This is a genomic window from Altererythrobacter rubellus, assembly GCF_030284385.1.
Taxonomy (GTDB): Bacteria; Pseudomonadota; Alphaproteobacteria; order Sphingomonadales; family Sphingomonadaceae; genus Erythrobacter; species Erythrobacter rubellus.
This window is the reverse complement of sequence record NZ_CP127221.1, coordinates 2,225,192-2,250,292: the sequence shown is the minus strand read 5'-3', so window position 1 is coordinate 2,250,292 and position 25,101 is coordinate 2,225,192. Positions and strand designations below refer to the sequence as shown.

Annotated in this window: 22 protein-coding genes, 2 tRNA genes and 1 pseudogene; 9 read left to right on the top strand and 16 right to left on the bottom strand. The window is 54.5% G+C overall.

Translation table 11 applies throughout. From position 1 onward, the window contains the following. Positions 1 to 18 precede the first annotated feature (18 nt). On the top strand, positions 19 to 630 hold the full coding sequence (locus QQX03_RS11250) for a superoxide dismutase (RefSeq protein ID WP_285975805.1): 612 nt from the start codon (positions 19 to 21) through the stop codon (positions 628 to 630). Positions 631 to 664: 34 nt separating this feature from the next. On the opposite strand, the gene QQX03_RS11245 is transcribed toward QQX03_RS11250, so the two are convergent. Then, complete coding sequence (locus QQX03_RS11245) at positions 665 to 1,273, bottom strand: sigma-70 family RNA polymerase sigma factor (protein WP_285975804.1); 609 nt, start codon at positions 1,271 to 1,273, stop codon at positions 665 to 667. After that, a complete protein-coding gene (locus QQX03_RS11240; RefSeq protein WP_285975803.1) occupies positions 1,273 to 1,437 on the bottom strand; it encodes a NepR family anti-sigma factor in 165 nt (54 codons plus the stop codon). Before QQX03_RS11240 ends, QQX03_RS11245 begins: the two co-directional genes overlap by 1 nt. Positions 1,438 to 1,613: 176 nt before the next feature. On the opposite strand from QQX03_RS11240, the gene QQX03_RS11235 reads away from it, so the two are divergent. After that, positions 1,614 to 3,248, top strand: coding sequence for a CHASE domain-containing protein (locus tag QQX03_RS11235; RefSeq protein WP_285975802.1), 1,635 nt, complete (start codon positions 1,614 to 1,616; stop codon positions 3,246 to 3,248). Here QQX03_RS11235 and QQX03_RS11230 read toward each other — a convergent pair whose 3' ends face one another. Both QQX03_RS11230 and QQX03_RS11225 read right to left on the bottom strand, forming a co-directional pair. Continuing rightward, complete coding sequence (locus QQX03_RS11230; protein WP_285975801.1) at positions 3,249 to 4,043, bottom strand: response regulator; 795 nt, start codon at positions 4,041 to 4,043, stop codon at positions 3,249 to 3,251. Between the two features lie 277 nt (positions 4,044 to 4,320). Further along, complete coding sequence (locus tag QQX03_RS11225) at positions 4,321 to 5,481, bottom strand: N-acetyltransferase (RefSeq protein ID WP_285975800.1); 1,161 nt, start codon at positions 5,479 to 5,481, stop codon at positions 4,321 to 4,323. A gap of 143 nt (positions 5,482 to 5,624) precedes the next feature. Between QQX03_RS11225 and QQX03_RS11220 the strand changes: the two genes are divergently transcribed. Then, positions 5,625 to 6,722, top strand: a complete 1,098-nt coding sequence (locus tag QQX03_RS11220) for a fatty acid desaturase family protein (RefSeq protein WP_285975799.1) — start codon at positions 5,625 to 5,627, stop codon at positions 6,720 to 6,722. 7 nt (positions 6,723 to 6,729) lie between these two features. On the opposite strand, the gene QQX03_RS11215 is transcribed toward QQX03_RS11220, so the two are convergent. From QQX03_RS11215 to QQX03_RS11190, 6 genes are all read right to left on the bottom strand, one after another. Then, positions 6,730 to 7,254 (bottom strand): GNAT family N-acetyltransferase, encoded by a 525-nt coding sequence (locus QQX03_RS11215; protein WP_285975798.1) that lies wholly within the window; start codon positions 7,252 to 7,254, stop codon positions 6,730 to 6,732. Next, a complete protein-coding gene (gene lptG, locus QQX03_RS11210) occupies positions 7,251 to 8,348 on the bottom strand; it encodes an LPS export ABC transporter permease LptG (protein WP_285975797.1) in 1,098 nt (365 codons plus the stop codon). The genes QQX03_RS11215 and lptG overlap by 4 nt, the downstream gene beginning before the upstream one ends. 12 nt (positions 8,349 to 8,360) lie before the next feature. Beyond that, positions 8,361 to 9,536: an LptF/LptG family permease gene (locus QQX03_RS11205; protein WP_432762827.1), complete on the bottom strand. Its 1,176-nt coding sequence runs from the start codon at positions 9,534 to 9,536 to the stop codon at positions 8,361 to 8,363. A 157-nt stretch (positions 9,537 to 9,693) separates the two neighbouring features. Continuing rightward, entirely contained in the window at positions 9,694 to 10,023 is a 330-nt protein-coding gene (clpS, locus tag QQX03_RS11200; RefSeq protein WP_285977018.1) for an ATP-dependent Clp protease adapter ClpS, read from the bottom strand. A gap of 305 nt (positions 10,024 to 10,328) precedes the next feature. Next, positions 10,329 to 11,081, bottom strand: coding sequence for a phasin family protein (locus QQX03_RS11195; protein ID WP_285975795.1), 753 nt, complete (start codon positions 11,079 to 11,081; stop codon positions 10,329 to 10,331). Between the two features lie 108 nt (positions 11,082 to 11,189). Beyond that, positions 11,190 to 13,076 (bottom strand): PHA/PHB synthase family protein, encoded by a 1,887-nt coding sequence (locus QQX03_RS11190; protein WP_285975794.1) that lies wholly within the window; start codon positions 13,074 to 13,076, stop codon positions 11,190 to 11,192. Positions 13,077 to 13,207: 131 nt separating this feature from the next. Here QQX03_RS11190 and QQX03_RS11185 point away from each other — a divergent pair, with 131 nt between their 5' ends. Continuing rightward, positions 13,208 to 14,407, top strand: a complete 1,200-nt coding sequence (locus QQX03_RS11185; protein ID WP_285975793.1) for an LL-diaminopimelate aminotransferase — start codon at positions 13,208 to 13,210, stop codon at positions 14,405 to 14,407. A 238-nt stretch (positions 14,408 to 14,645) separates the two neighbouring features. After that, on the top strand, positions 14,646 to 15,446 hold the full coding sequence (locus QQX03_RS11180) for a crotonase/enoyl-CoA hydratase family protein (protein WP_285975792.1): 801 nt from the start codon (positions 14,646 to 14,648) through the stop codon (positions 15,444 to 15,446). A 15-nt stretch (positions 15,447 to 15,461) separates the two neighbouring features. On the opposite strand, the gene QQX03_RS11175 is transcribed toward QQX03_RS11180, so the two are convergent. Next, positions 15,462 to 16,241 carry a thioesterase family protein gene (locus QQX03_RS11175; RefSeq protein ID WP_285975791.1) on the bottom strand — a complete coding sequence of 260 codons (780 nt, stop codon included), beginning with the start codon at positions 16,239 to 16,241 and terminating at the stop codon, positions 15,462 to 15,464. 125 nt (positions 16,242 to 16,366) lie between these two features. On the opposite strand from QQX03_RS11175, the gene QQX03_RS11170 reads away from it, so the two are divergent. Both QQX03_RS11170 and QQX03_RS11165 read left to right on the top strand, forming a co-directional pair. Next, positions 16,367 to 16,440: transfer RNA gene (locus QQX03_RS11170), tRNA-Cys, on the top strand. A gap of 20 nt (positions 16,441 to 16,460) precedes the next feature. After that, positions 16,461 to 16,536, top strand: a tRNA-Thr gene (locus QQX03_RS11165). 208 nt (positions 16,537 to 16,744) lie between these two features. Here the strand turns inward: QQX03_RS11165 and QQX03_RS11160 are convergent. From QQX03_RS11160 to QQX03_RS11145, 4 genes and pseudogenes are all read right to left on the bottom strand, one after another. Continuing rightward, positions 16,745 to 18,322 (bottom strand): recombinase family protein, encoded by a 1,578-nt coding sequence (locus QQX03_RS11160; RefSeq protein ID WP_285975790.1) that lies wholly within the window; start codon positions 18,320 to 18,322, stop codon positions 16,745 to 16,747. After that, positions 18,315 to 18,767: a DUF2924 domain-containing protein gene (locus tag QQX03_RS11155; protein WP_285975789.1), complete on the bottom strand. Its 453-nt coding sequence runs from the start codon at positions 18,765 to 18,767 to the stop codon at positions 18,315 to 18,317. The genes QQX03_RS11160 and QQX03_RS11155 overlap by 8 nt, the downstream gene beginning before the upstream one ends. Then, the gene (locus QQX03_RS11150) at positions 18,755 to 18,994 is read right to left on the bottom strand and encodes a DUF3489 domain-containing protein (RefSeq protein WP_285975788.1); all 240 of its coding nucleotides are present in this window, start codon (positions 18,992 to 18,994) and stop codon (positions 18,755 to 18,757) included. The genes QQX03_RS11155 and QQX03_RS11150 overlap by 13 nt, the downstream gene beginning before the upstream one ends. Before the next feature lie 500 nt (positions 18,995 to 19,494). Beyond that, a pseudogene (locus tag QQX03_RS11145) lies at positions 19,495 to 19,710 on the bottom strand (IS3 family transposase); the annotation flags it as partial. A 116-nt stretch (positions 19,711 to 19,826) separates the two neighbouring features. Between QQX03_RS11145 and QQX03_RS11140 the strand changes: the two are divergent. Beyond that, the gene (locus tag QQX03_RS11140; protein WP_285975787.1) at positions 19,827 to 22,439 is read left to right on the top strand and encodes a UvrD-helicase domain-containing protein; all 2,613 of its coding nucleotides are present in this window, start codon (positions 19,827 to 19,829) and stop codon (positions 22,437 to 22,439) included. 79 nt (positions 22,440 to 22,518) lie between these two features. Here the strand turns inward: QQX03_RS11140 and QQX03_RS11135 are convergent, their stop codons facing one another. Continuing rightward, positions 22,519 to 23,568: a hypothetical protein gene (locus QQX03_RS11135; RefSeq protein ID WP_285975786.1), complete on the bottom strand. Its 1,050-nt coding sequence runs from the start codon at positions 23,566 to 23,568 to the stop codon at positions 22,519 to 22,521. Positions 23,569 to 23,815: 247 nt separating this feature from the next. Between QQX03_RS11135 and dcm the strand changes: the two genes are divergently transcribed. Then, complete coding sequence (gene dcm / locus QQX03_RS11130; RefSeq protein WP_285975785.1) at positions 23,816 to 25,093, top strand: DNA (cytosine-5-)-methyltransferase; 1,278 nt, start codon at positions 23,816 to 23,818, stop codon at positions 25,091 to 25,093. The last annotated feature ends 8 nt before the right edge of the window (positions 25,094 to 25,101 follow it).

Genomic DNA, 25,101 nt, shown 5'->3' with positions numbered 1-25,101 from the left:
GAATGAAACGGAGCTATTATGGCATTCGCCCTTACCCCCCTTCCATACGCTGATACCGCGCTTGAACCAGCTATCTCGGCGCATACGTTGAGCTTTCATCATGCCAAGCACCATCAAGCCTATGTCGACAAAATGAACGCCGCAATTGACGGCACCGAGCTTGATGGCAAGCCGATGTCCGATGTAATTGCCGCAGCACGTGGCAGCAATCAGGGCCTGTTCAACAATGCCGCGCAAAGTTGGACTCACGCTTTCTATTGGCATTCACTTAGCCCGGATGGCGGCGCACCATCAGGCGAACTGGCTGCGAAGATTGATGAAGCGTTCGGTTCGCTTGATGCTTTGAAGGAGCAACTCAAGTCACGCGGCGCAGGCCATTTCGCAAGCGGCTGGGTGTGGCTGGCTGAGAAAAATGGTGTTCTTTCGATCGAAGAAACGCACGATAGCGACACTTTGGCGGATAGCGCTTTCAACCCGCTGCTGACTATCGATGTATGGGAACACGCATATTATCTTGACCATCAGAACAAGCGTCCGGTCTATCTTGATGCGGTTGTTGAAGGAAAGCTTAACTGGGGCTTCGCTTCTGATAATTTCGCGCGGGGAACTGCGTGGGTCTATCCCAACTGATTGATTGAGCAGCTTCGCCGAGAGCTGGCTATGGCTAGCTTTCGGCGATCTCTTCACTTTTATTCGCGACGGACTTGAGTTCCTGCAGGATCGCGGGATGCGCACCTGCGTCGTCAAGCGAACGTTGCGGGATGGAGCCTTCTTCCATCATAGAAGTAAGCGCGACGCGTGCCCGCCCGACGCGGCTCTTGATCGTGCCAATCGCGCAGCCGCAGATGTTGGCTGCTTCCTCGTAGGAAAAGCCGCCTGCGCCTACCAGCAAAAGCGCTTCGCGCCGCTCAGGAGGCAGCGTTAACAACGCGCGGTGCAGGTCTGAAAGATGGATGGGTTCTTCCTGACTGGCAGGCGCTGTCAGGATTCTCTCTGCTATGCTCTCGTCATATTCGCCGCGGAAGCGGTTGCGGCGCATATCCGTAAGATACGCATTGCGTAGGATAACAAATGTCCATGCCCGCATGGATGTGCCAGGTTCAAAACGTTCTTGCGCGGCCCAGGCCTTCAGCAGAGCTTCTTGCACGAGGTCATCGGCCATGTCAGGCCGTCCGCATAGGCCACGTGCGAAGGCGCGAAGATGCGGTATCACCGCTTCCAACTCGCGCTTGAATTCCAGCTTCTGAGCAGCAGTGCGCTTAGTCTCAGCCATTAGCTGTTTCCATCTGAAGATGGGTTATCCAGTTTTGCGAGCAAATCTTTAAAGCTGTCCGGAAGCGGCTCTTCGACAACGGTGTCATAGAGATCCTTCAGGCCGTCCGCCCAATCAGGCTTAGGCACTGCTTTGTCGCCAGATTGTGGTTTGTCCGATGCCATGCCGAATTGGCGTCCTTCCGCAGATCCCCAAAGGTGTAGCGCGGCTAGCATATCACCACCACTCAAGCTTGGGAACGATGCCTTAGCTCTTTTGTTCCCCGAGGAATAGGTTAGAACCATTGCCAGCGATGCACGATACGGCGGAGAATTTGCGATACAAGCCGCGGGTGAACCGCGTGAGCCAATGGCTTGTGCGCTATCCTCGAGCCGTACCGCTTCTGATTTTCTTGATCGTTGCCGTGATTACAAGCGTGGCAGTAGTTGTGATCGAATCAAGCGAAGATCAGCGCGAGCGTGTGATCATGCGTGAGGTTGCGCAGACACTCGTTGCGGAGCTGGACCGCAGAAGCAGCACGACTGAAGCGTATCTTCGGGCGGGATCCGCTCTGTTTGCTGCGGCAGACGACGTGCGCTTGCCAATGTTCCGGACGTTTTCGAGCCAATTGCGGCTCGATTCCAACGCAAGAGGTTCTGAAGGGATTGGCTGGGCCGAAGTCATCACTGTAGGTCAGGTAGAGGCATTCGAAAATGCGATCAGTGCGGAAAAAGGGTTCGATTACAAAGTTATCCGCGAATCTGGCTCGAATGAAACAAGATTGGTACCGGTCACGTTTTTGAAACCCGATAGTGAGGAGACTCGGGCGCAGCTGGGTTATGATCTCTATTCTGATCCCGTCAGGCGTGCGGCGATGGACGAAGCGGCCCGAATGGTTCGGCCAACTGCGACCGCAAGAGTGGTGTTGAACCAATACGAAGAGACAACAAGAATTGGCTTTCTGTTGTTCATGCCCGTTTTTGATGGCCCGATCGAAGCGCGACGGTTGAAGGGTTTCATCTTTAGTCCGTTTGACGCGCAGTATTTCTTGGGCACGGCGATGGAACATTCGGTGCACCGCCAAATGGGTGCGCGCTTGTTCGACGGCCCACCGGAGAGCGCCAATCTGTTGGCGCAGAATGCTCCCGCTTTTTCGTCTGGAGTGACGATCGCCGAACAGGTTGAAGTTGGAAGCAGGCCCTTTGTGGTTGAGATTCAATCTGCGCGAGCAGGCAGCTTGTCTCCACTTTCCATGGCAACATTGCTGTTTGGTTTGGCATTGGCGAGCTTACTGCTTTTGCTTGCGCGTCTGGTTACGCGGCAAGTGATCGAAGACGAGGTGGCGCTGACATTCTTCGAGGAACAGAATTCAATCCGCAATTCTTTGACCCGTGAGCTTAATCATCGTGTCAAAAATACATTGGCCAGTATCATTTCAATCATTTCGCTCACGCGTCGGAGGACCACCAGCCTTAATGATTTCGCCGACAGCCTTGAGGGCCGCGTTCGCGCGCTTTCCGCAACGCATGATCTCTTGACGCAATCGGAATGGGGCACCACTCCGCTTCGTTCAGTCGTCAAGGCTGAGCTTGCCCCATATAGCGGCGGCGGCAATGAGGTTGTGATGGACGGCCCTGATATTGAGCTTGCTCCGAACGATGCGCTTTCCCTGGGACTGGCAATTCATGAGCTGGCCACTAATGCCGCAAAATACGGTGCGCTAAGTCAGCAAGGCGGCAGGGTTTCCATCAATTGGAGGAGCGAGGGAGAAGAACTGGTCGTTGTTGACTGGGTAGAACGAGGTGGACCGGAGGTAGCCGCTGAGCGTACGCCGGGGTTCGGTACGGATCTGATCCAGAAAATCGTAGCGCATGAGCTGCGCCAACCTGTCGCAATTCGCTTCGATCCTGAAGGCGTGAGCTGCACCCTGCGCGTACCGTTGCGGGTTCGCCGCGAATTTCAGATCAGAGAGAGGTTAGCGCGCCTTTCGGACTGACTAGCTGATTGGCTTGCTCGAGTTGAAGAATAACGCCTGACTCATTGTCGAGCGCACGGTCTGCTCGCGGAATGGCTTTGTCACCAGGTAGGTCGGCTCAGGCCTGTCTCCTGTAAGCAGCCTTTCTGGATAGGCGGTGATAAACACCACTGGCACATCGCCCAGTTCAAGAATGTCATCGACAGCATCGAGACCTGAAGATCCGTCGGCCAGCTGTATGTCGGCCAGAACCAGTCCCGGCTTGCCATTGGATACGGCTTCCTGTGCTTGGGTGCGTGTCGCCGCGGTGGCGAATACCTCGTGTCCCAAGGACTTCACCAAGTCCTCTAGCTGCATGGAAATCAAAGGTTCGTCTTCGATGATCAGCACACTGGTCGATGCTTCGCGGTCAATCTCTGTTATGGCTTCTTCGACCAGAGTGCTCACCTCTTCTCCCGAGACACCGAGAATTTCGCCGACTTGATGCGGCTGAAACTCTTCCAGTGTTGTCAGCAGCAGTGCCTGTCGGTTGAGCGGCGTAATCGAACTGAGCCGCGCCTGCGCGTTGCCCTCATGCAGTCCAGAAGCTCTGTTCGTGTCGCTTGTTCCGGAGGTCGCGCTCCGCCAAAGGGTGGTGAAAGCCCGGTACAAGGGTACACGGCCTTCAGCCATGCTGGCCTTTAACGCTTCGTCAGCTAGGGCAGCCTCCAAGGTTGCGCGAACGAACTTGTCGCCGCTTTCCTGGGATCCGGTCAGCGCGCGAGCATAGCGTCTCAGGTAGGGCAAATTGGCGGCGATTTGAGCGCTAATCGACATGTTGAAACTTCCCTTTGGAAATCAATTTCTAAGCGGTTAACTCCGCGCAGAATGCAGCGCGATAGCAGAGCAGTGATTTTTGTCCATTATGGCGCTCAATGGCGTTTCTTCGGACGCGATTTGAGCTCATGGAAAAAATTTTGAAATTTTTCGTGTCTGGGGGGAACCGCATCCGAGTTTGGTCATTTCTACGTTGTCACCGCCGAGACCCCCCTCCCGTCCAAACGGCTGGTGATATTTTCCAAGGGCCTCCGTCATCCCAGACGGAGGCCTTTTTTCATATTAGGTCTTTGCCGAAGACGATGTACTCACGGTTGATCTTGCTATTGATCGCATCTGCAATGGCTACCATCCCTTTGTTGTCATCCAGAATCCAGCCAACTTCTCCGCGCTTCGATTCATACAATTCATCCGCTGTTCTGCGGATCTGATCGATCATCATAAAGGCCAGCTGGCTTGCCATGCGTGAATTGTGGAGCTCCTTCTTCACGCCCATCAAGGGAACGCGCATTCCGGAGCCTTTGGGGAAATGCAACCAGCGAAGCATATGGAACCAGCCAAACGGGAATAGCTTGCCGTTGATCTTGGCGAGCACCTGATTGATGTCTGGAAATGTCAGCAAGAATGCAACCGGTTCGCCATCCAGCTCTGCGATCATGTTGAGCGGTTCAAAGATGATCGGGCGCAGCTTCTTGCCTGCGTAAGCAATCTCATCGGCTGTGAACGGGACAAATCCCCAATTGCCGGACCATGCGTCGTTCAGGATCGACAGGATGATTGCCGCTTCTGAATCCCAGCGCTTCTTCACCACCTGACGGACAGTGATGCGGCTATTGCGCTCGCCCGATTTCACTATGCGCTGGATCAATGGCGGAAACTCGCGGTCAACCGGAAGGTCATAGGTCAGCAAGGTCTTTGCTGTCGTGAAACCGTAGCTTTCAATCCAGCCACGATAATGGGCCGGATGATGCCCCATCATGATCATGGGTGGATGATCCTGCCCGCGAACTAGCAAGCCTGGTTCTTCCCATATCGACATGGAGATTGGACCAAGAACCCTCGTCATTTCTTCGCTAAGAAGCCATTTTTCAGCTTCAGCGAGAAGCGCATGAGCCACCGCCTCGCTGTCTGCGTCAAAGTAGCCGAACATGCCTGTGCCCGGACCAAAGCCTTGTTCCTTGGGAACTTGAAGCGCCAGTTCATCGATATGAGCGGAGATACGCCCAACAGGTTTTCCATTCACTTTGGCGATGAAGAGCTGTGCCCGAGCGTGGCCGAAAAAGGGGTTCTTGCCTGGGGTAATCAGTTCGATTTGCTCGCCACGTAATTGCGGAACAGAATTGGGAACACGTGCGGAGAAGGCATTGCCTACATCAACAAAGGCAGCGCGGCCTTTCTTGTCCCGCACATGCTCGATCACTATATCGCTGTGTGTCACGCCCTTGCCCCGTATTGATTGGCTTTCGGCAATGTGTGGTCAGAGAACGCCGCTTAAGCAAGTCATTCGATCACTCTTGCCAACACATCCAGTTTGTCCTCAGGCCCAGTTATAGGGTAAAGGCCAATCGAAATGAGATTTTGATGGAAAAAGCCCTCAACCCTTCCACCGCCCCGCGAGCTGAAAGAGCTAGGGCGACGCGCGCGCAATTCATCGAAAGCGATGACAAGGATATGCTGCGCGCTGCACGCGACCTCACAAAGGATTTAGGCGAAGCGAAACCGGGCATCTATTGGCCTGACATGATCCTGTCGGCCGGCATCGGATACGGAACCTTGGCGGCTGCGATCCTCGCCGATTCAGTTACCACCGCGATTGCATTCGGTATTATCTCGGCGCTCGCGCTTTATCGCGCGCTGATGTTTATCCATGAGTTGACGCACATTCACCGCAATGCATTGCCGGGTTTCCGTGCTGCATGGAACCTGATGGTTGGCATCCCCATGCTGGTGCCAAGCTTCATGTACGAAGGTGTGCACACACTTCATCACAAGCGTACGCAATATGGCACGGTCGAGGATCCGGAGTATCTCCCACTAGCCTTGATGAAGCCTTGGAGCTTGCCTGCTTTCGTTCTGGTTGCATTGTTGGCGCCTATTGGCTTGCTATTGCGCTTTGCGGCCTTACTTCCGCTCGGCGTTGTCATCCGGCCGTTGCGAAAGATGGTGTGGGAGCAGGCTTCGGCGCTGATGATCAACCCTGAATTTCGCCGCAAGCCAGCCGAAGGCAATTTGGCGAAGCGCGTGCGCTGGCAAGAGATAGGCGGATTTGTGTGGGCATGGACGTTGATCGGCAGCATTTCTGTGCTCGGCTGGCAACCATTGCTGATTGCACTTTGTGTTGCGTCGCTGACCGCGGTCATAAACCAGCTGAGAACTCTGGTGGCGCATCTTTGGGAAAATGATGGCGAACCGATGACAGTCACTGCGCAGTTTCTTGACAGCGTAAACGTTCCGCCACCTGGCCTGGCAGCAGAGATTTGGGCACCTGTCGGCCTTCGCTACCACGCTTTGCATCATCTTATGCCCTCTATGCCGTATCACGACCTGCCCGAGGCGCACCGCCGTTTGCGCAAGGAACTGGGCGATAATTCGACCTATGACGGGGCGAACCATAGCGGGATGATCGAGCTAGTCGGCCGTATCGCGCGAAGCACAATGGGCGTCGGCCGCGCTCCCTAATCGCCGGTTAGCCAAGGAAATGGATCATGGCGCAGCGGCGATCAGCGGGCAGACCGTTGTCGACCTCCAGCGCAAGCTCGCTTGCTAGCCTCGGGTGCGCATCAAGCGCAGTGACTTCTTCGAACCCTAGCCGCGCATAGAATGGCCCGTTCCAGGGTACATCGCGAAACGTGGTCAGCGTAACCGCTTTGAACCCTGCATTGTGCGCATCGATCTGGCACGCACGGATTAGGCCTGCGCCAATCCCGCGCCCCTGATAATCCGGATGCACATCCATTTCCCAGATGTGCAGCTCTCGGCTGAAGGGTTGATTAACGAGGAAACCCGCCATTTCTTCGCCGACATGCGCGACCAGGCAGTGTCCCTTGCGGATCAGTGGTCGCAGTTCGTCTGGTTCCCAAACATCGTCAAAATCAACATTGATTAAGTCGCGAACTCCACGAAACTTTTCTGCCGCAGCACGCTCAATCGCTGGCATAGACTCCGCATCGTCTGGCCGCGCCAAACGCAACGTCCAATCGCGGCCGGTCATTCCTCGGTTCTGATGAGGACAGTCTCACCTACCAGCAAGAACAGGAAGAATGGCGCCCAGGCGGCAAGGAATGGCGGATATCCGCCAAAGCTGCCCATCGCGAGTGCCGCATTGTCGATCACGAAATAGGCGAAGCCGAGCGCCATTCCGATAATGGCGCGCACAAACAGTTGGCCTGAACGAGCCAAGCCAAAGGCTGCGACCGCCCCCAGTAAAGGCATCAGGAATGCAGACAATGGGCCGGACAGCTTGTGCCACCATTTTGCGCGCAGCTCGGCAGTGCGACGTCCGACCGCTTCATATGCTTCGATTGACTCAGAAAGCTCCCAGAATGGCTTTGTGTCGGGATCGACAATGTCGAGCTCGATATCATCCGGGGTAAGGCTTTGGCCCACTGTCATGTCAGAGGGCTCGCTTGACTGGGCTGTGCCGACATCGAACTGTACCGCTTGTTCGAGCTTCCAACCGGGTGCCGCGTAGGTTGCGATGGGCGCTCGAACCTGTGTCAGGATCATGCCCGTTTCGCTGCGCTCGTACCAAGTCACATCACGCATGCGAATGGTGTCGCGAGAGCCCGTGAGGCTGGCTGCGGATAGCACGCTGTCGCCATCGGTAAGATAGACGTTCGCACGAACACCGGAATCTTCGGGGATCACACCATATTCGGCGGCATCCCAAGTTTTGAGCGTAGCTGTCGAGCGGGTCACAACGCGCTCGTTGAATACGAAGCTGACTACAGAGACGAGTGCAGCGGTGAGCAGAAGCGGTGCAAGCACTTGATGCGCGGAAAGCCCTGCTGCTTTCATCGAAATCACTTCGCTGTTTTGGTTCAAAGTCACCAGAGTGATCAGCGTCGCCAGCAAGACTGAATAGGGCAGGAATCGCGAAACAAGCTGCGGTATCCGCAAACTGGCATAGGTGAGCAGTTGAGCCTGGCCGTTGCCTTCGACCGCAAGGATGTCTCCGCTGGTCGAGAGGAGATCAAGCATCATCAAAACAAGCACAAGCATCACCAGCACAGCGATGATGCGTACGATGAACATCTTTGCGAGGTAGATCGTTAGTGTCCGGGAAGGGAAAAAATCGAGTTGCATCGTGGCTGTGTTCTATTCCGCCGGGGCTGCTTCGGCAGCAATGATTTGCCGGGAGTGTCGCCGTTTGAAAAGTTTCTTGATCGCTTTGCCTGCTTTTGTTGTCGCTGTTTCAAGGGCACCGATGGCTTGACCACCGGGGACATAGGCCACCCGCCAGTACATCCAGAGGATAAGCGCGGCAAAGGCCACAAATGGTCCCCATAGCGCCAAGATTGGATCGACCCGCCCAAGCGAAGCGATGTCCTCTCCGTACTGGTTCACCTTGTGATAGGAGACGACCATGATGATCGACAAAAATACTCCAAGCGCGCTTGTCGAACGTTTAGGGGGTATGGCGAGTGCAACCGCCAGAAGTGGCATAAGCAGCATCATTACGATCTCGACCAGGCGGAAGTTGAAACTTGCCTGACTTGCTGCCCGGGCCTCGATCGGTTCGGTGTCGCTCCAGCCGATGCTCAACAATTCGGGTAGAATATACTCGCGCTCGGCATCTCCGCGTTCGCGGAATTCCTCGATCCGAGGCAAGTCGATTGGCAGGTCATGTCTGGTAAAGCTGAGAACTCGTGGTGTGCGGCTGCCCGTGTCTTGTACAATTGTCCCATCGGTCAACCGCAGGATGATCGTGTCCGGGCTGTCGCTAGTTGCCATGAACGCACCTTCACGTGCGGAGATGGACAGCACCTGGCCCTTCTCGTTTGCGACGCGGGCAAATATGCCTTTCAAGCGCCTGCCTTCGTCTTCGCTTTCCTCGATCCGCAATGCCATGCGGTCTTGCAAAGTTGTGAATTCGCCAACCTTGATTGACGCGCCGAGTGCGCCAGAGCGCAGCTCATACTCCATCTGCTCGTAGTAATATCGGCTGATCGGTTGAATATAGAATACCAAAGCGACGTTTACGGCCACCAATACGAGGGTGATAAAATAGGGTACCCGCAATAGACGCCCGTAACCCATGCCGACGGCGCGCAGAACGTCGAGTTCGCTTGAAACCGCAAGCTTCCGGAAGGCGAGGAGGATTCCCAGAAGGCATCCAAGAGGAATTGCGAGGCTGGCGTATTCCGGGATCAGTGCGCCCAGCATTTTGAAAACGACATAGATTGGCCCGCCTTCGACCGCGACAAAATCGAACAATCGCAACATTTTGTCGAGTAGTAGCAGCGATGCTGCTAGCGCAAAAACACCCAGCATCGGGAAAACCACTAGCCGAAGAATATATCGATCAATGCTGGGCAGAAATTTGAGCACGTTTGCTTCTGTGTCGCTTGTCCGATTGCCTGATACTTAACCTCTAGCGACAAATTCGAGCGCGGTCATGCCTCAAAGCTAAGGGGCGGGCAAAAGAGATTCAGTCTTTCTCCAGCGTACATTGAAGCGGGTGCTGGTTCTGCCGCGCGAAGTCCATGACCTGGTTCACTTTGGTTTCCGCAACCTCGTAGGGAAAAACGCCGCAGACACCCACGCCCTTTTGATGGACGTGCAGCATCACGCGAGTGGCCTGTTCCAGGTCCATGCCAAAGAAACGCTTCAGCACCATGACCACAAACTCCATCGGTGTGTAGTCATCATTGAGCAGCAGAACTTTGTATTGGCTGGGCTTCTTGGGCTTTGCCTTGGTCTTGGTCGCGATGCCGACGTCAATGTCAGAATCGGCATCGTCATCGCCGGCCCCGGCCATGTCGCTCGCTATCAAGAACGGGCGCATGTTTCCGCTCATGGAGGAGCCACTCAACGGCAGGGATCGGGATATTGCATGGTTCATCGAGCGGCCAATATCGTAAGCGAATGGGAATTCGCAAGTTATGAATATGGGTGGCATCGCATTGCTACGGACGCTTGTGGGATATCTCCAGCCTATGAAGCTGTTGCCCGAAACGAAAAGAACCGGCCAGACGCAGATGGTCTGACCGGCTCTTCATTGTTTCCGCCGGGATTTGGGAGAGGAGAGAGACCCCGGCTAGAAAACCTGGAAGCGTAAAAGACTTAAGCGGCCTTCTTGAGCTTCTCGGCAGCAACGCTCATGCGGCTCGAAAGCGGCGCGAAAGCGTCATTGTACAGCTTGACGAGTGCTTCGGTGTTCTTTGAACCGAAAGACACAGCAGCGTCGAAGTTACGACGTGCGAGTTCGCCTTGAAGTTGGACCAGCTCGGTCGGTGACTTGACAGCAGCAACCTTCTTGAAGTCGCCTTGAACGGTTTTGACCACAGACTTTGTTGCAGCAACTTGCTGGCGGCCCATGTCCTGCATGCCAGCGAAGAAGATCTTGCCTGACTCAACAACAGCTTCAACGTTGCCCTTGTTGAATTCGGTCACTTCTGAAGCTAGCTCGCCAGTCTTCGCGAAAACAGTCTTTGCGCGTGTCTGTACGTCAGCCAAAGCTTCTTTGGCAGTCTTGGTGAAATCGGTGTTCTGTGCTTTTTTAGCAGTCGCCATGATGGTGTCCTTTGCTTGTGCGATTGCGTTGGTTGGCTTTGCGGCCTTTTTGACAGCAGCTTTAACTTTCTTTGGTGCAGCTTTCTTGGCTGCAACTTTCTTTGGCGCAGCCTTCTTTGCCGGCTTCTTCTTAGCCGGAGCCTTTACTACTTTCTTGATCGCAGCAGGCTTTGCTTTTGCTTTTGGTGCGTCAGCTTCAACGGCTTTCTCGACCGCTTTCGTGCTTACACCTTCTTTGGCAGCTGCTTCGGCATAGGCCTTTTCAGCGGCTGCATCGATTTTTGCTTTGGCTTCGTTGGCCATGGTAACCTCGCTTTATGTTGCACCGCACAAAATAGATATCGCAACTGCGAAGTCAAGCGTTTTTGGTGCACTGCACAATAAATCGAAACGGTGTTTCAAAACAGCTAGTTAGCGCGTCTTTACATAGCGGCCAGGCGCGTCCTCGATAACTTTATCACCTTTGGCGCCAGGTATTCGCTTGCCCTTTGCGGGCACTTTTCTGTTGTCTTGCTCTTGCAGCCACTCGAACCAATGTGGCCACCAACTGCCAGGGTGCTCGGTTGCGCCATCTATAAAGTCTTCAAGCGAACCGGCCCGGCTGTCGCCGGTCCAGTATTGGTATTTGCTAGCGGCCGGGGGATTGACGACACCGGCAATATGGCCGGACCCTGCTAGCAGAAAGGTAACTGATCCTTTGAAATGCTCAGTCGCCTTCCAAACGCTCTTTGCTGGAGCAATGTGATCTTCCCGACCAGCCTGGATGTAGCTTGGCGTTTTAACCTCGGTCAGGTCAATCGGTGTTCCATCAGCGCTCAATGCCTCTGGCACGACCAGCTTGTTGTCGCGATAGAGGTCACGCAGATAATCCGCATGCCATTTGCTTGGTAGGTTAGTTACATCCCCGTTCCAGTGCAGCAGGTCGAAGGCCGGGTAATCCTCACCCAACAGGTAGTTGTTGACAACATAATTCCAGATCAGGTCCTTGCCGCGCAGCGAATTGAAGGTTGCCGCCAGATAGCGTCCATCAAGATACCCATCGCTGGACAGGCTCGAGATCATGTCCAGCTGGTTGTCATTGATGAAATGCTTAAGTTCGCCAGCCTTTTCGAAATCCACCTGAGCGGTGAAGAAGGTTGCGCTCTTGACCTTGTCTGCCTCGCCGCGTTTCGCCAGCACAGCCAAAGTCGCTGCGAGGGTCGTCCCTGCAACGCAGTAGCCAATGGTGTGAACGCTTGGTGCCTTCAACCGCTCTCGCGCGGTATCAATCGCATCGATTTGCGCGCGGATGTAGTCATCCCACACGACATCTTTCATTGACGCATCGGCTGACTTCCAGCTCACTACGAACACTGTGATGCCTTGATCCACAGCCCATTTGATGAAGCTCTTCTTGGCTGTCAGATCGAGGATGTAGAAACGATTGATCCACGGAGGGAAGATGATCAAAGGGGTGGCGAAAACCTCATCCGTAGACGGACTATACTGGACAAGCTGGTAGAGCGGCGTTTCGTGCACTACCTTTCCGGGCGTCGCTGCCAGATTGACGCCCAACTCGAAGGCTTCGGCATCGGTGTGAGTTAGCTGCCCCTTTTTAAGATCATTGATAAGGTGGCGCATGCCCTTCAGCAGATTTTGACCCTTGGTCTCGATGGTGCGCTTGAGCACGACCGGATTGGTCAGGATAAAGTTGTCCGGGCTCATCGCGTCCACCAGTGCCGTGGTTGCGAACTCGAGCTGCTTGCGCTTTTCCGGAGCAATACCTTCGACCTGCTTGGCAGCGCCGACGAAGTATTCGGCCATCATCAGATAGGTCTGGTGAAGCAAGGCAAACGCTGGATGCGCGCGCCATTCTTCTGCGGCAAAGCGCCTGTCCTTGCGCGGCAGAGGGTCAACTTCAGGCTTGTTCTCTCCAGTGACCCCGCCAATGAAACTGCCCAGCACACCCTGCCAGATCTCCATGGAATCCTTCGCCATCTTCTGAGCGGTCTCAATCGGGTCCGTCGGCATCTGTTTTGCCATGCCTTGCGCCAGCGTTAGCCATTGTGCTGGATCGAACGGATTGGACCCAGAGCCCGCGCCTTGCGTGCGATCCGCCATGAATTCAAACCACATCGATTGAATCTCGCGAGCAACTTGAGCGAATTCTCCGGCATCACCTGTTAGCTTAGCGCTATTCTCCATGCCTGGCATGCCGAACTCGCCCATCATCTCGCGCATCGCTTCGCCCTGCATATCAAAAAAGGCGCGAAAGGGTTCGCCGCTGTCCTTAAGAAAGTCTTTCGGGTCGTTTGCCATCGATGATATCTTTCAAAAGTCTTGTTGCGGTACGGTATAGCTGGATTGCTTTTTCAGTTCGACTACTATTACCGTAGTTTCGTATGCATCGATCCGCCCAAGGTTGGTCCGGGTCTAAAGAAAGGCACCAGATGGACACTGACTTCTACCGCATGAAGCGCTTGCCACCTTACGTCATCGCAGAAGTGAATGCGATGCGGCATGCGGCGCGTCAGGGTGGTGAGGACATCATTGATCTGGGCATGGGTAATCCTGACCAGCCGCCGCCTGCACATGTGATCGAGAAGCTGTGCGAAGTGGCTAAGAAACCGGACGCCCACGGATACTCACAGTCAAAGGGTATTCCTGGGCTGCGCAAGGCACAGGCCAATTACTACGGGCGTCGGTTCGGGGTGGAGCTCGATCCCGAGCGTGAAGTTGTCGTCACAATGGGATCAAAGGAAGGTCTTGCTAGTTTGGCCAATGCGATCACGGCGCCTGGTGACGTGGTCCTCGCGCCAAACCCATCATATCCGATCCACACCTTCGGCTTCATCATTGCCGGAGCGACAATTAGAAGCGTGCCGACCACGCCCGATGAGCAATACTGGGCCGCGCTGGAAAGCGCGATGAATTATACAGTGCCGCGTCCCAGTTTGTTGGTGGTGAACTATCCATCCAACCCGACTGCCGAAGTTGTGGATCTCGCTTTTTATGAGAGACTGGTTGATTGGGCGCGCGACAATGAAGTCTGGATATTGTCCGATTTGGCCTATTCCGAGTTGTATTATGACGGCAAACCGACGCCGTCGATCATGCAGGTGAAGGGCGCGAAGGATGTCGCGATCGAATTCACCAGCATGTCAAAGACGTATTCTATGGCTGGTTGGCGGATGGGTTTTGCAGTCGGAAATCAGCAGCTGATTGCGGCGATGACACGGGTGAAGAGCTATCTTGACTATGGCGCTTTCACGCCGATCCAGGCAGCAGCCTGTGCCGCACTTAACGGACCGCAAGATATCGTCGAAACCAATCGTCAGCTCTATCACAAGCGGCGCGATGTCATGGTAGACGCGTTTGCGCGCGCCGGGTGGGAGATTCCCTCGCCTGCTGCATCGATGTTCGCCTGGGCACCTCTGCCGCCGGCTCTGGCTCACATGGGGAGTTTGGAATTCTCCAAGCAATTGTTGACCGAGGCAAAGGTCGCAGTTGCTGCGGGCGTGGGATACGGTGAGAAAGGAGAGGGTTTTGTGCGAATCGCGATGGTCGAGAACGAGCAAAGACTCCGGCAGGCTGCCCGTAATATAAAGAGATATTTCAACTCTTTGGGTATTAACAGTTCGGCCGCTTAGCCAAACTTAACCGGACTCACCAGCCTTTGATCCGAAACCGGCGTGCATCTTTTAGATACTGTCGTACTTTGCCGCGCTCGCTCGCAACGTGAGGGAGAAGGAATGGCTGACGAGTCTGTTTGAAAACTAATTGATCGTAGGTTTTTCGTGCTGCACATTAGATAGTTGGACGGACTCATACTGGACACTCTGCAGCACTTGCGCCACTTTCCGCACAATTCAATAAAGCGAGGCGCAAATGCAGTTTAGAGATAGGGTAGCCATCGCGTTAGGCGATGATGGAGTTGCGCAGGTCCGGCTGACCCGAGCAGACAAGATGAACGCACTCGATCCGGACATGTTCGAAGCGATTATCGAGGCCGGCCAGGCTCTTCATAAAATGAAAGGCCTTAGGGTTGTTGTACTTTCCGGCGAAGGTCGCGCATTTTGCGCAGGCCTTGATCTTTCTAACTTTGCTCGCAAGCCATCGCCGGATGAGCCAGAGTTGACTGATCGTACGCATGGCAATGCTAACCGACCACAGCAGGTCGCCATGCAATGGCGCAAGCTCCCTGTTCCCGTAATTGCTGCGGTTCATGGGGTATGCTTTGGAGGCGGCTTGCAGATTGCCAGCGGAGCGGACATCCGCATTGTTCATCCAGACACTCGTATGGCAATCATGGAATTGAAGTGGGGACTGGTCCCCGACATGGGAGGGTACGCTTTGTGGCGTGGATTGGTGCGCGATGATGTGCTGCGTGAATTGGTTTATACCAATCGCGAATTTAGCGGAACAGAGGCGCAGGGATTTGGTCTGGCCACGCATATCGATAGCGATCCGCTCGAAAAAGCTACTGCGCTCGCGGACGAAATTGCCAATCGCAACCCGCATGCGATCCGTGCTGCAAAACGGCTTCATGCCGGGATGGTTGAACTCGGTACTGACGCAATACTCATGGAAGAAAGCCTAGAGCAGCACGCGATCAAGCGCTCTAAGAATCAGGTAGAGGCGGTCATGGCCGGAATGGAAAAGCGCACACCGAAATTTGAGGATGTTTAAGAGGGCGGCGAACTCTTATCCGAAGATCGCAACCGATTGCAGACCGTCGATAACCTGCTGACCTTCGCTGTTCCAAAGCCGCAAGCGTTCAGATGAATACCCATTGTTGGCGTGCTGACTGGCGTTCTCCGACACCCACCAGCCATCTTCAGTCTGCGGATTGGTTTCCAGCAGATTGAATGACCAGTTGATTGAACTGATCGGACCCTGCCGCTGCATCGCCCGCATCGCACCAGGAGGCAATACATCGCCCAGCAAGATAAGCTCGCTGATAGGATCCAGTTCTTCGCGATTCTTGAGCCGGGCCCAGCGTCTGACAACCGGTTCGCCTGGTCCACTCACATTCTGCGCTCGGCGAATCTCGAAATTGTTGCGAAGGAAGTTGGGTCCCTTGTCCGACATCACGTCTTCGCTTTCTTCCGCAGGGGGTGGAAAGTCAGACGGTTTCCTGGTCGGGTAGAGCGCATTTGGCTTCCTTGGCTCAGCAAAAAGAAAGAACGCCGTAAGCGCCAAAGCGCCATCCTGATAGAGTTCGCTTCGCAATTGCGTGACGCTGCGCCCTTGTCGTACGATCTCTGCTTGAAGTTCCACTCTACCTCCAACAGGAGCAACAAAGCCGACTTGTGCTGCTCTCAGCGGTGGTAGATCGGTGAAAGCGCGAATTGCATAAGTGTAGGCAATTAGTGCCGAAGCACCGCCATAGAGCGTACGCCCCTGCATCCAGTTTTCAGCATCGGGCAAATCAATCACCGCGGTTTGACCGGTGATCGGGGCAAGAAACGATTGGACAGACATGGTGAGCTTCCTGTCGGCTTTGCCTGCGTTCGTCCAGCCTGACCTAACGTCACCTATCAATATGATTGCCAATATGTTCGCGAATCGCTAGTTGGCCGCGTCCGCGCCCGAAAGGGTTGGGATGAGGCCCGATGGCGGAGTGGTGACGCAGAGGACTGCAAATCCTTGTACGCCGGTTCGATTCCGGCTCGGGCCTCCACATCTCAAACGCGAGAATGTGCCGCTTTAGCTCAGTTGGTAGAGCACATCATTCGTAATGATGGGGTCACGTGTTCGAGTCACGTAAGCGGCACCACCTATTATTTTCTTTTATATCAATACCTTATAGAAGGTTCGGTGAACTGGTATTGTCCCGACAATTCCGGCGCTTGTCGTGCTCGCCTTCTGTAACCGGGTGCCTGGAAGCGTCTCTGACACCGCCAGTCTGCGCAAATCTCCAGGCGGTTCTCTAACCCCCGAAAACCCAGCCACCAGTTGCAGATTCATTTTTAGAGGTATCGGGCTCAGGAGAACTCGAGAAACTCGCGCTGCTCAGACCATTTCAGAGGTAGCTGTGCTGCGCGAAGAAGTCTTCGCCCGGTCAGCCCGGCCGGGTGCCGGCCTTCGACTATCGCGGAGATGATGTCAGGAGCGAGCCAGCTGATTCTCAGAAGCTGCCAGAGATATCGCTTGCTGTAGCCTGCAACGCCTGGATCTTCGGTGCCCTTGAGTACCATCCGCTGGGCCGCCATGGCCTGAGCGACCAGCCTCATCAGGGCCGGATCAGGCGCGGAACTTGTGTTGGAGCCTTCTGGCGGAATTGCCAGCCTCTTCTCCGGGCCGTGAGTGACGATCCGTGCAGGAAGTGATAGTTCGTTTTTCCCACATTTGTCCAAGATACGAAGAGCTTCGGCACCCAGCTCGAACCTCATATCAAGATCGAGGAGCGCCTGACGTTGTTCAAAGATGGTCTGGCTTCCAAGCCGGTCCGCCAGTGCCTTTCGAGCAACGATGTCGTCGGCTTCATCGCTGCTAGCGCTTTGCAGCCACTGGCCGAAGAGCCGGATCGCAGCACGATCAAGGTCGCCAGCAGGCACACGCCAGGGCGCCGCGGTCTTCTCGCCAGGTTTGTAGCGGGTCACATAGTAGCGATAGCGTCTGCTCCCTTTCGCCGAATGCTCCGGTGTCATGGGTCGCCCATCCGGATCAGTGATAAGAGACGTCAGCAGGCTCGGGTTCTTCGCTTTCCTGCCCAGCCTCCATTCCTGACCGTTCTCCTTGAAGATCTGCTGTACCTGCTCGAAGAGTTCGACCGGGATGATCGCCTCGTGTTCGCCGTCGTATATCTGATCTTTGTGTTTGACCCGGCCAGTGTAGAGCGGGTTTTTTAGGAAGTTCCCGAGCATGCCCTTGCCGAACGGTATGCCTCCGACGATCTTGCCGCTCCTATATGTCCTCTGCTTGGTGCGAACACCTTTAGCTGCCAGATCCTCGACCAGCTTCGGCATTGATCGAAGTTCGACATAACGGCCAAAGATCATGCGAACGGTCTTCGCTTCGGAAGGCTCGATGACTAGTTTGCGGTCTTCCAGCCGATATCCGAGCGGGACCGGTCCACCCATCCACATGCCCTTTTGCTTTGATGCCGCGATCTTGTCCCTGATCCGCTCTCCGGTGACCTCGCGTTCGAACTGGGCGAAGGACAACAGGACATTGAGTGTCAGGCGCCCCATTGAGTTTGTTGTATTGAACGCCTGAGTGACACTGACAAAGGAAGCTCCCTTCTCATCGAGGATCTCGACGATCTTTGCGAAATCGGCGAGGCTTCGGGTCAGACGGTCGACCTTGTAGACCACGATGACATCGACCTTGCCGGCCTCGATATCTGCCAGCAGCTGTCCGAGCGCTGGACGATCCATGTTGCCGCCTGACCAGCCGCCGTCATCATAGAGCTCGCAAACCTGTTCCCAGCCTTCGGCTGCCTGGCTCAGGATAAAGGCAGCACAGGCCTCTCGTTGCGCATCGAGGCTGTTGAAGTCCTGCTCCAGACCTTCCTCGGTGGACTTACGGGTATAGATCGCGCAGCGCTTCTTCTCAGCCATTGGTGTTGGCCCGAGGTTTGGCTGATCTTTGTCTCTTCAATCCAAAGAAGCGCGGGCCAGACCAATGCGCTCCGGTAATGGCTCGAGCGATCTGCGAAAGGCTTTCGTAATGACGCCCCTCATGCTCGAAGCCATTATCAAGCACGAGCACGTGATAGGTCTTGCCATGCCATTCTCTGACCAGCCTTGTCCCGGGTTTGATCGCAAGATCACGGGGTGAGGCGACTGAGCCTGTCCGCGCGAGCTGCTCCTGCGCCTTCTCGACCGCCTTCCGCGTTGAAGTCGTCAGGCCGCCGTTAATACGAGCCTGGACCCGCCAGGCCAGCCCACGGCGAAGCAGGTCGGGTCCAATTTCCGGTGCAGGCTTCCTGAAATGTTCACGCCATGCGGCGCGAAGCTCTGGTGGAGACATGGTCATCAGGTCATCGATGTTCAGGCCCTGCATGATCTGGCCTCCGCCGCGATCCTGTAGGCCAGCTGACCATCCGATCGGGTTTGCTTTAGGATCGCGGTACCTTTCCTGCGCACTCCGCTCAGGAAGGCACGGCAACTATGCGGCTTCCAGCATGTCGCGCTCTCGATCTCGGCAAGGGTCGCGCCATTCTTTCGGCGCAGCATGCGATTGACGGTAGCAGATTTGGTCTTGCGGGCGGTCGTCTTCTTCGTGGTCATTACGGGTCTCCTGTGCGGGCCGGACCATCCGGCCTTGCACTGACCCGAGCCGCTGAACCACGAGGCTCGAGCGGCGACTTACTAGCGACAACAATGCTCAGCTTGTCGCGCTAGTCCAGTCGTTTATGGAGTATCGTTTTCAGGGCGATTTCAGTGTGTCGGCCACTTTATATGGATACAGATCACCGTCCACTGTACGCGGTGTCCAACGCTCCGGGTCATGGTTTGCCTCCGCATAGGCAATCAGATTGCGACAATGTGACGCATAGCTCCCCGTCGGCCCGCCATTCCTTTGTGGCGCCTTGAACATGCCCTCTTGCTTCCGCTCGCGCAGCGCTGCCGTCACCCGGGAATCCAGTAAGGGGAATGCATTGGGAGCATGGAAATGGAGATATTTGGAGCAGAATGAATTACGATGACCGATCCTGGCCTTGCTGTTTTCTTTCAGGAATTGGACGATGATTGGACTTGTAACGGTTTTGTGCCGGTCACCTATCTCACTATGCCACTTTGGCTTCGAATGCGAGCGGGCTGATGCCACCCAGATATGAATGGCGCCTCCGGGTGTTGTAGAAGCCATTAATGTACTGGAAGATGGCAGCCTCCGCCTGACGCCTGGTTGGCCATTTCTGCCGCCAGATCAGTTCTGCCTTCAGGGATTTGAAGAACGTCTCGACCGCGAAGTCGTCATAGCAATTGCCTTTGCCGCTCATCGATGGACGCATGGCCTTAGGCAAGAAAGATCAGAAAGAATCGTCAAGAAGGCGGCGTAATCCTGATCTTGGTTGCGGATCCCCGGAAACTCTGCAAATCATTCTGTCAGGAGGACCGGATGTCGGCTATCAAGTATTTCAGAGTAAAGAGTTTTGATAGAGCATTGAAAAAGGCAAAACTTGGTGGGCAATCAAGAAAGATAGCCCAGAAGGTAAGCGCTGTTATTGGTTCAATTGAAGATAAGGATCCATTCGCCGGGCTTACCACGACCAATCACGGAGAGAACCGGATCCCCAAATGCGTAAAGTACGACCTCGGGTCTGGCTGGAGGCTGGTCACCGTTCAGGACGGTCGCACGTGTGGCTTTATCTTTGTCGGCGATCATGACGCAGTCGACCGGTTTCTTGACGAGAACAGGGGGCAGAGGTTCGCGTACGACAGCAAAGGGTCACTTGTAGAGGTGCCGGGCGCCCGACCTGTCAGGCAGGGCGGCGCGTCCAAATGGGCCGATCATGACAGTCACCGGCGATTGACGCAGCTCCTTGGCGGTGAAGAAGACTTTGTATTGGAGGGCGTGCCGATCAAGGCGTTGCGGCAGATCGACGACTTGACGAAGTACTCCACGGGACCTGAAATCGAAGCCGCGGTAGCGGCAATAGCTGAAGATGGCAGGAGATCGTTCGTCTATGACGTCCTCTCGCTCATCTGTACGGGTGATGAAGATGGTTGGACGAAACGAATCGCCTACGAAAAAGGCGAGATCGTGGATGAAGAACATCTGGCAAGCGATCAGGAAATCACGATCAAGGATGGTGATGAAATCCGTTCAATCCGTGTCGGCTCGCCAGAGTACGAACGCTATATGGCGGTGCTTGAACGCGAGAGTCCCTGGCATGACTGGTTCCTGTATCTCCATCCCGAGCAGGAAAAGATTGTACTGAGGGACTACGACGGCTCGTCTCAGCTTTCGGGTGTGTCCGGATCCGGGAAGACCTGTGTGCTTGTTCGGAGAGCTGAGCGATTGGCAGAAGACCCTCGATCCAGCGTACTGATCCTGACCTTGAACCGTAGCCTAGCGGGCTTGCTGCAGAGGCTAGTAGATGCATCGGCGAGCGAAGCCTTGGCTTCACGCATCAAGGTCTCCTCCTTCTTCGACCTTGCCAAGGACATCCTGGTCTCGTTCGATCCAGAACTCGAGAGTTCACTTGAAGAAAGCACATGGAAGCTTGCAGAGCATGTTGATGAGGTCTTCAGGGAGTATTTTCGTCGATGGCTGAATAATGAGGATGCAAGGGTTCTCGAAACCCTTCGCAGGCAACTTTCAGCGAGAAATATAGATGCCGAGGAGTATCTCCGAGAGGAGTTCGACTGGATCCGCTCCGCGCTGCCTGTCGATCGAAGAGACGAGTATCTCAACGTTGAGCGAACAGGACGCCGGGTTCCGATCGTTGAGGATCGGAGAAAGGAAGTCCTCGAAGGCCTGAAACTCTGGGAAAAGAAAATGCGAGATGTCGGAGTAGTGGATTATCTGGCTCTGACGAACCGACTTCATCGACACATCGATAAGTTGAAGCCTGCGTACTCTCATATACTTATCGACGAAGCTCAGGATTTTGGAACAACAGAGCTTTCGATCATCAGAAGACTGGTGAAGCCGGGTTCTAACGACCTATTCCTATGTGGTGATATTGCTCAGACTGTTTTGCCAAAGCACAGGTCTCTTTCAAGTGCTGGCATCAAGATCGGAAACCGCGATAGAATTTATCAGAACTACCGTAACAGCAGAGAAATTCTCACTGCAGCTTATGCTCTGTTGATCAACAATCTCGATGAGAACCTTTTCGAGGACGAGGGTCTGGAATTGCTTGATCCGAAGTTTGCAAACTTCTCTGGTTCGGCGCCAATGGCGCTTTGCGCAGAAAGTCTCGAAGAAGAAATCGCCTATGCTCTACAGTATGTTAACGAGCGGCTGGCTCGGGGTGTTGGATCGATCTGTATTGCATTCGCTGGATTTACCGCGAGGGATGTGCAGCATTTTGCAAAGCAGTGTGGGGTGACCGCGTTAAGCGGGCTGTATGATCCGGCTGAGAGCGGACTAGTATTTTCTGATCTGGAGCAGACCAAGGGATACGAATTCGATGAGCTCTTGATTGTTAACTGCAGTGAAGGGCAGATCCCGGCTCGTGGCGCGCCTGAGGAAGAGGCTTTCAGGCAAGGCTGCAAACTTTATGTCGCTATGACGCGCGCTCGAAGAGCGTTGATACTTTCATTCAATGGTGCGGCCAGCCCATGGCTTGAGGCTGTATCTGATACGATCGGCGTAGACAGCTGGTCCGAGTTGCTCGATCTTGAGTCAATTTGGGCATACGGTGTTCCCCAGATTTTGCCTGAAGCCAATCCTGATATCGTTGAGGAACTGGATCTCTCTTGCCTTGCTGGTCAGGATTACCTTTTTACCGCATACGCCCTAGGTCTTTCAAATGAGGCTCAAGAGAAGCTCATCGAGCTTGTAGATGGTCGCGGCGCGAAAGACTCGAATGGAAGGCGAATTCGCTGGAAGTCGATAGGGGCATTGGCCGAAGACCTGGGTCGGAACCGTCAGTCCGATAACTACTTTGGACCAAAGGTCAGCGAGGAAATCAGAGACAATCTCGCATTGGCGCTACCGGATTTGGACCTTTATCCGTCCCTCTGGGTCCGGAAAGACGGGCGTTTGACTGTCCTAGAGTAGCCTTTCGCACAAACCCGAGTCATCGACATATAACTAGAAGAGCAGGACTGAAAAATGGGACATTGCCCGCGTTCAGGGATCAACAGATTACTATCAATTCATCCCTACTGCCTTTGATCCATGACAGAGATTCCTGAACATCCGCCTTCAGACCAACTAGCGCGAGTGAAAGTTTTTCTTCCGGCATACTCATCAACCGCCTGCCAGTTGCGTCCTTTCCAGATTTGGCAGCTTCCAGAACAGAATAGGAGTTCTCCGAGGCGTAGTTCAAGAACTGTTCTGTAAGGAACAAGGTGTCGCGCTGCCTGTCGGATAGATCCTCGAACCCGAGAAAAGTCCTCATTACTGCAACTGGCAGGTTAATGATTTCCTCCTCTTCCGGATCCTGCTCGACCGCCGCGCCAAACCAATCGACAATATTAAAAGAGGCCTTTCCAAAACCAGTGATCTGCTGACCATTAATCCGAAACTTGATTCCAAGCGCGGGATTGAATCTGTTAATCATGGCCTTCTGCATCTGGAATATTCCAAGCCCTCCCATAAGTGGAACGGCGAAACCGATCGTCCCAGAGGCAGCATCGCGCCGCCATAAACTGTGCACGACAAGCTTGAACAAATTCCGGAGCAACTCGCTCCAACATTTGGCTACTAACGATGGAAATTCCTGAAACGCGCACCCACCCGTCCTTTCGTAAAGTCTCAGCAGCGCATGATATGAAAGAAATACCGAGCTTGGCATTGCGTCCACGATTGCTTTGCCTCGCCGGATCTTCTGGTCCCAGATATGACAGGTGAGCAAACCCTCCTCCCATTCCGATGTTGAGCTATCGGAGGCACTCTCAAAATGCTTGTTCACCGTGGCATACGGCAGTGAGGCGATTAGCTTCCTACTTGGTCCGAGCACGTTCTTTCCGTCAGACTGCGCGGTGTCCCATCCATAAGGATCACAGAAGCGCAGAAATTCGTCACAGTATAGTTGGCAACGCCATTTGCGTGGCAACCCTCGCGCGTAATCCTCGACTCGGTATCTGCCTGAATCGTTAAAGCCCAGTAGAGACCAACGTTCCACACTGCGTAGATAGCCCTTGACCGTATACCGAGCTCCAAGCCTGCCCCCTACTTCGGTCATTCGTGCACCATTTTTGCCCAGCCTTCTATCAAGATTCACTCGATTGCCGCGATCTTAATCCATAATTAAAAACACAGAGTAATTAACAATGGTGATCATGACCCCCGTCTCAGCTTCTTTCAGCAACCGATAATCTGCTCCTCTGAAAGCCTCGTTCTCTTCATCTCGTCTGTTCTTATATCAGGGCCAGATTTCTGCACGAAACAAAAAAGAACGGGAAATCACGTATCCTGTAGTTGACCCTGCGATGAATTCGATTCAAACCGGCTTCACCGGAGGTAACGCATTCATGGAATTCAGCACGCTTGTCCGCGAAAAGCGCCAGATGCTCGGCCTTTCACAGAAGGAGTTTTCGGATCTTCTGGGCCTTAATGAAAGTGGCGAACGGACGGTACGCGGATGGGAACTAGGCGAGCATAGCCCTGCTCCGTCGAGACAGGCGCAGATTGCGTCGCTTCCTGATAATGCACCTTTCAGCAGCGACGAGACAGGCGAGTTCAGGTTCATTGACCTTTTTGCCGGAATCGGGGGAATCCGGCTGGGCTTCCAGCAGGTTGGCGGCGAGTGTGTATTCACTTCCGAATGGGACAAGTTTTCAAAGAAGACATACGCCGCCAACTTCGCTGAAGTACCCTATGGCGATATCACAAAGATCCCTGCATCCCAGATCCCCGATCATGACGTGTTGCTGGCAGGCTTTCCCTGTCAGGCATTCTCTCGGGCAGGTCTTCGGAAAGGCTTTCAGGATACGCGCGGAACCATGTTCTTCGAGATCCAGCGCATTCTTGCCGAAAAGCGCCCTGCCGCATTTCTACTTGAGAACGTCAAGCAGCTGAGAGGGCATGACGGTGGTAACACCCTCTCCACAATTCTCGACATTCTCAATGGCAACACCTGCACGGACATTCCGGAAAGCGTTCCTATGTCGGCCGACGCACGCGCAAGTCTCGGCATCCCGCTCGATTACGAAACCTCATATGCTGTCCTGACCGCCACCGACTTCGGCGTGCCGCAGAAGCGTGAGCGGATCTATATTATCGGTTTCTCGCGCAGCCGCTTCCCCGATATCTCGATGGATGGTTTCTTCGATGACCTGCCCGGCCGGACCGAAGCCCCCCTGCTCGGCGAGGTCCTTGAAGACAACAGGTCTGTGCCCGAAAACTACACCATATCTGACAGGTTGCTGCAGGGTCATATCCGCCGGCGCGTGGAGCATGCCAGGAAAGGCAACGGCTTCGGCTTTTCCGTATTCAATCGCGAGAGCCCGTACTGCAACACTATCAGTGCACGATATTACAAGGACGGAAGCGAGGTCCTGATTGACCAGACCGACATCGGAAGAAACCCGCGTAAACTGACGCCGCGTGAATGCGCCCGCATCCAGGGCTTTCCGGAGGAGTTCGTGGTCGATGCCGTTTCATCTTCCCAGGCATACCGCCAGTTCGGAAATTCGGTTTCGGTGCCTGTGATTGCCAGCCTCGCCCAACGCATGAAGGAATGGGCAGGCGGCAGTCTGGGAGGCTGAGAAAGACT

Excerpts from the sequence above, each read along its gene's own strand:
- QQX03_RS11250 (WP_285975805.1), top strand. The coding sequence starts at position 19 with ATGGCATTCGCCCTTACCCCCCTTCCATACGCTGATACCGCGCTTGAA.
- QQX03_RS11245 (WP_285975804.1), bottom strand. The coding sequence starts at position 1,273 with ATGGCTGAGACTAAGCGCACTGCTGCTCAGAAGCTGGAATTCAAGCGC.
- QQX03_RS11240 (WP_285975803.1), bottom strand. The coding sequence starts at position 1,437 with ATGGCATCGGACAAACCACAATCTGGCGACAAAGCAGTGCCTAAGCCT.
- QQX03_RS11230 (WP_285975801.1), bottom strand. The coding sequence starts at position 4,043 with ATGTCGATTAGCGCTCAAATCGCCGCCAATTTGCCCTACCTGAGACGC.
- QQX03_RS11220 (WP_285975799.1), top strand. The coding sequence starts at position 5,625 with ATGGAAAAAGCCCTCAACCCTTCCACCGCCCCGCGAGCTGAAAGAGCT.
- QQX03_RS11215 (WP_285975798.1), bottom strand. The coding sequence starts at position 7,254 with ATGACCGGCCGCGATTGGACGTTGCGTTTGGCGCGGCCAGACGATGCG.
- lptG (WP_285975797.1), bottom strand. The coding sequence starts at position 8,348 with ATGCAACTCGATTTTTTCCCTTCCCGGACACTAACGATCTACCTCGCA.
- QQX03_RS11205 (WP_432762827.1), bottom strand. The coding sequence starts at position 9,536 with ATGCTGGGTGTTTTTGCGCTAGCAGCATCGCTGCTACTACTCGACAAA.
- clpS (WP_285977018.1), bottom strand. The coding sequence starts at position 10,023 with ATGGCCGGGGCCGGCGATGACGATGCCGATTCTGACATTGACGTCGGC.
- QQX03_RS11195 (WP_285975795.1), bottom strand. The coding sequence starts at position 11,081 with ATGGCCAACGAAGCCAAAGCAAAAATCGATGCAGCCGCTGAAAAGGCC.
- QQX03_RS11190 (WP_285975794.1), bottom strand. The coding sequence starts at position 13,076 with ATGGCAAACGACCCGAAAGACTTTCTTAAGGACAGCGGCGAACCCTTT.
- QQX03_RS11185 (WP_285975793.1), top strand. The coding sequence starts at position 13,208 with ATGGACACTGACTTCTACCGCATGAAGCGCTTGCCACCTTACGTCATC.
- QQX03_RS11180 (WP_285975792.1), top strand. The coding sequence starts at position 14,646 with ATGCAGTTTAGAGATAGGGTAGCCATCGCGTTAGGCGATGATGGAGTT.
- QQX03_RS11175 (WP_285975791.1), bottom strand. The coding sequence starts at position 16,241 with ATGTCTGTCCAATCGTTTCTTGCCCCGATCACCGGTCAAACCGCGGTG.
- QQX03_RS11160 (WP_285975790.1), bottom strand. The coding sequence starts at position 18,322 with ATGGCTGAGAAGAAGCGCTGCGCGATCTATACCCGTAAGTCCACCGAG.
- QQX03_RS11155 (WP_285975789.1), bottom strand. The coding sequence starts at position 18,767 with ATGCAGGGCCTGAACATCGATGACCTGATGACCATGTCTCCACCAGAG.
- QQX03_RS11150 (WP_285975788.1), bottom strand. The coding sequence starts at position 18,994 with ATGACCACGAAGAAGACGACCGCCCGCAAGACCAAATCTGCTACCGTC.
- QQX03_RS11140 (WP_285975787.1), top strand. The coding sequence starts at position 19,827 with ATGTCGGCTATCAAGTATTTCAGAGTAAAGAGTTTTGATAGAGCATTG.
- QQX03_RS11135 (WP_285975786.1), bottom strand. The coding sequence starts at position 23,568 with ATGACCGAAGTAGGGGGCAGGCTTGGAGCTCGGTATACGGTCAAGGGC.
- dcm (WP_285975785.1), top strand. The coding sequence starts at position 23,816 with ATGAATTCGATTCAAACCGGCTTCACCGGAGGTAACGCATTCATGGAA.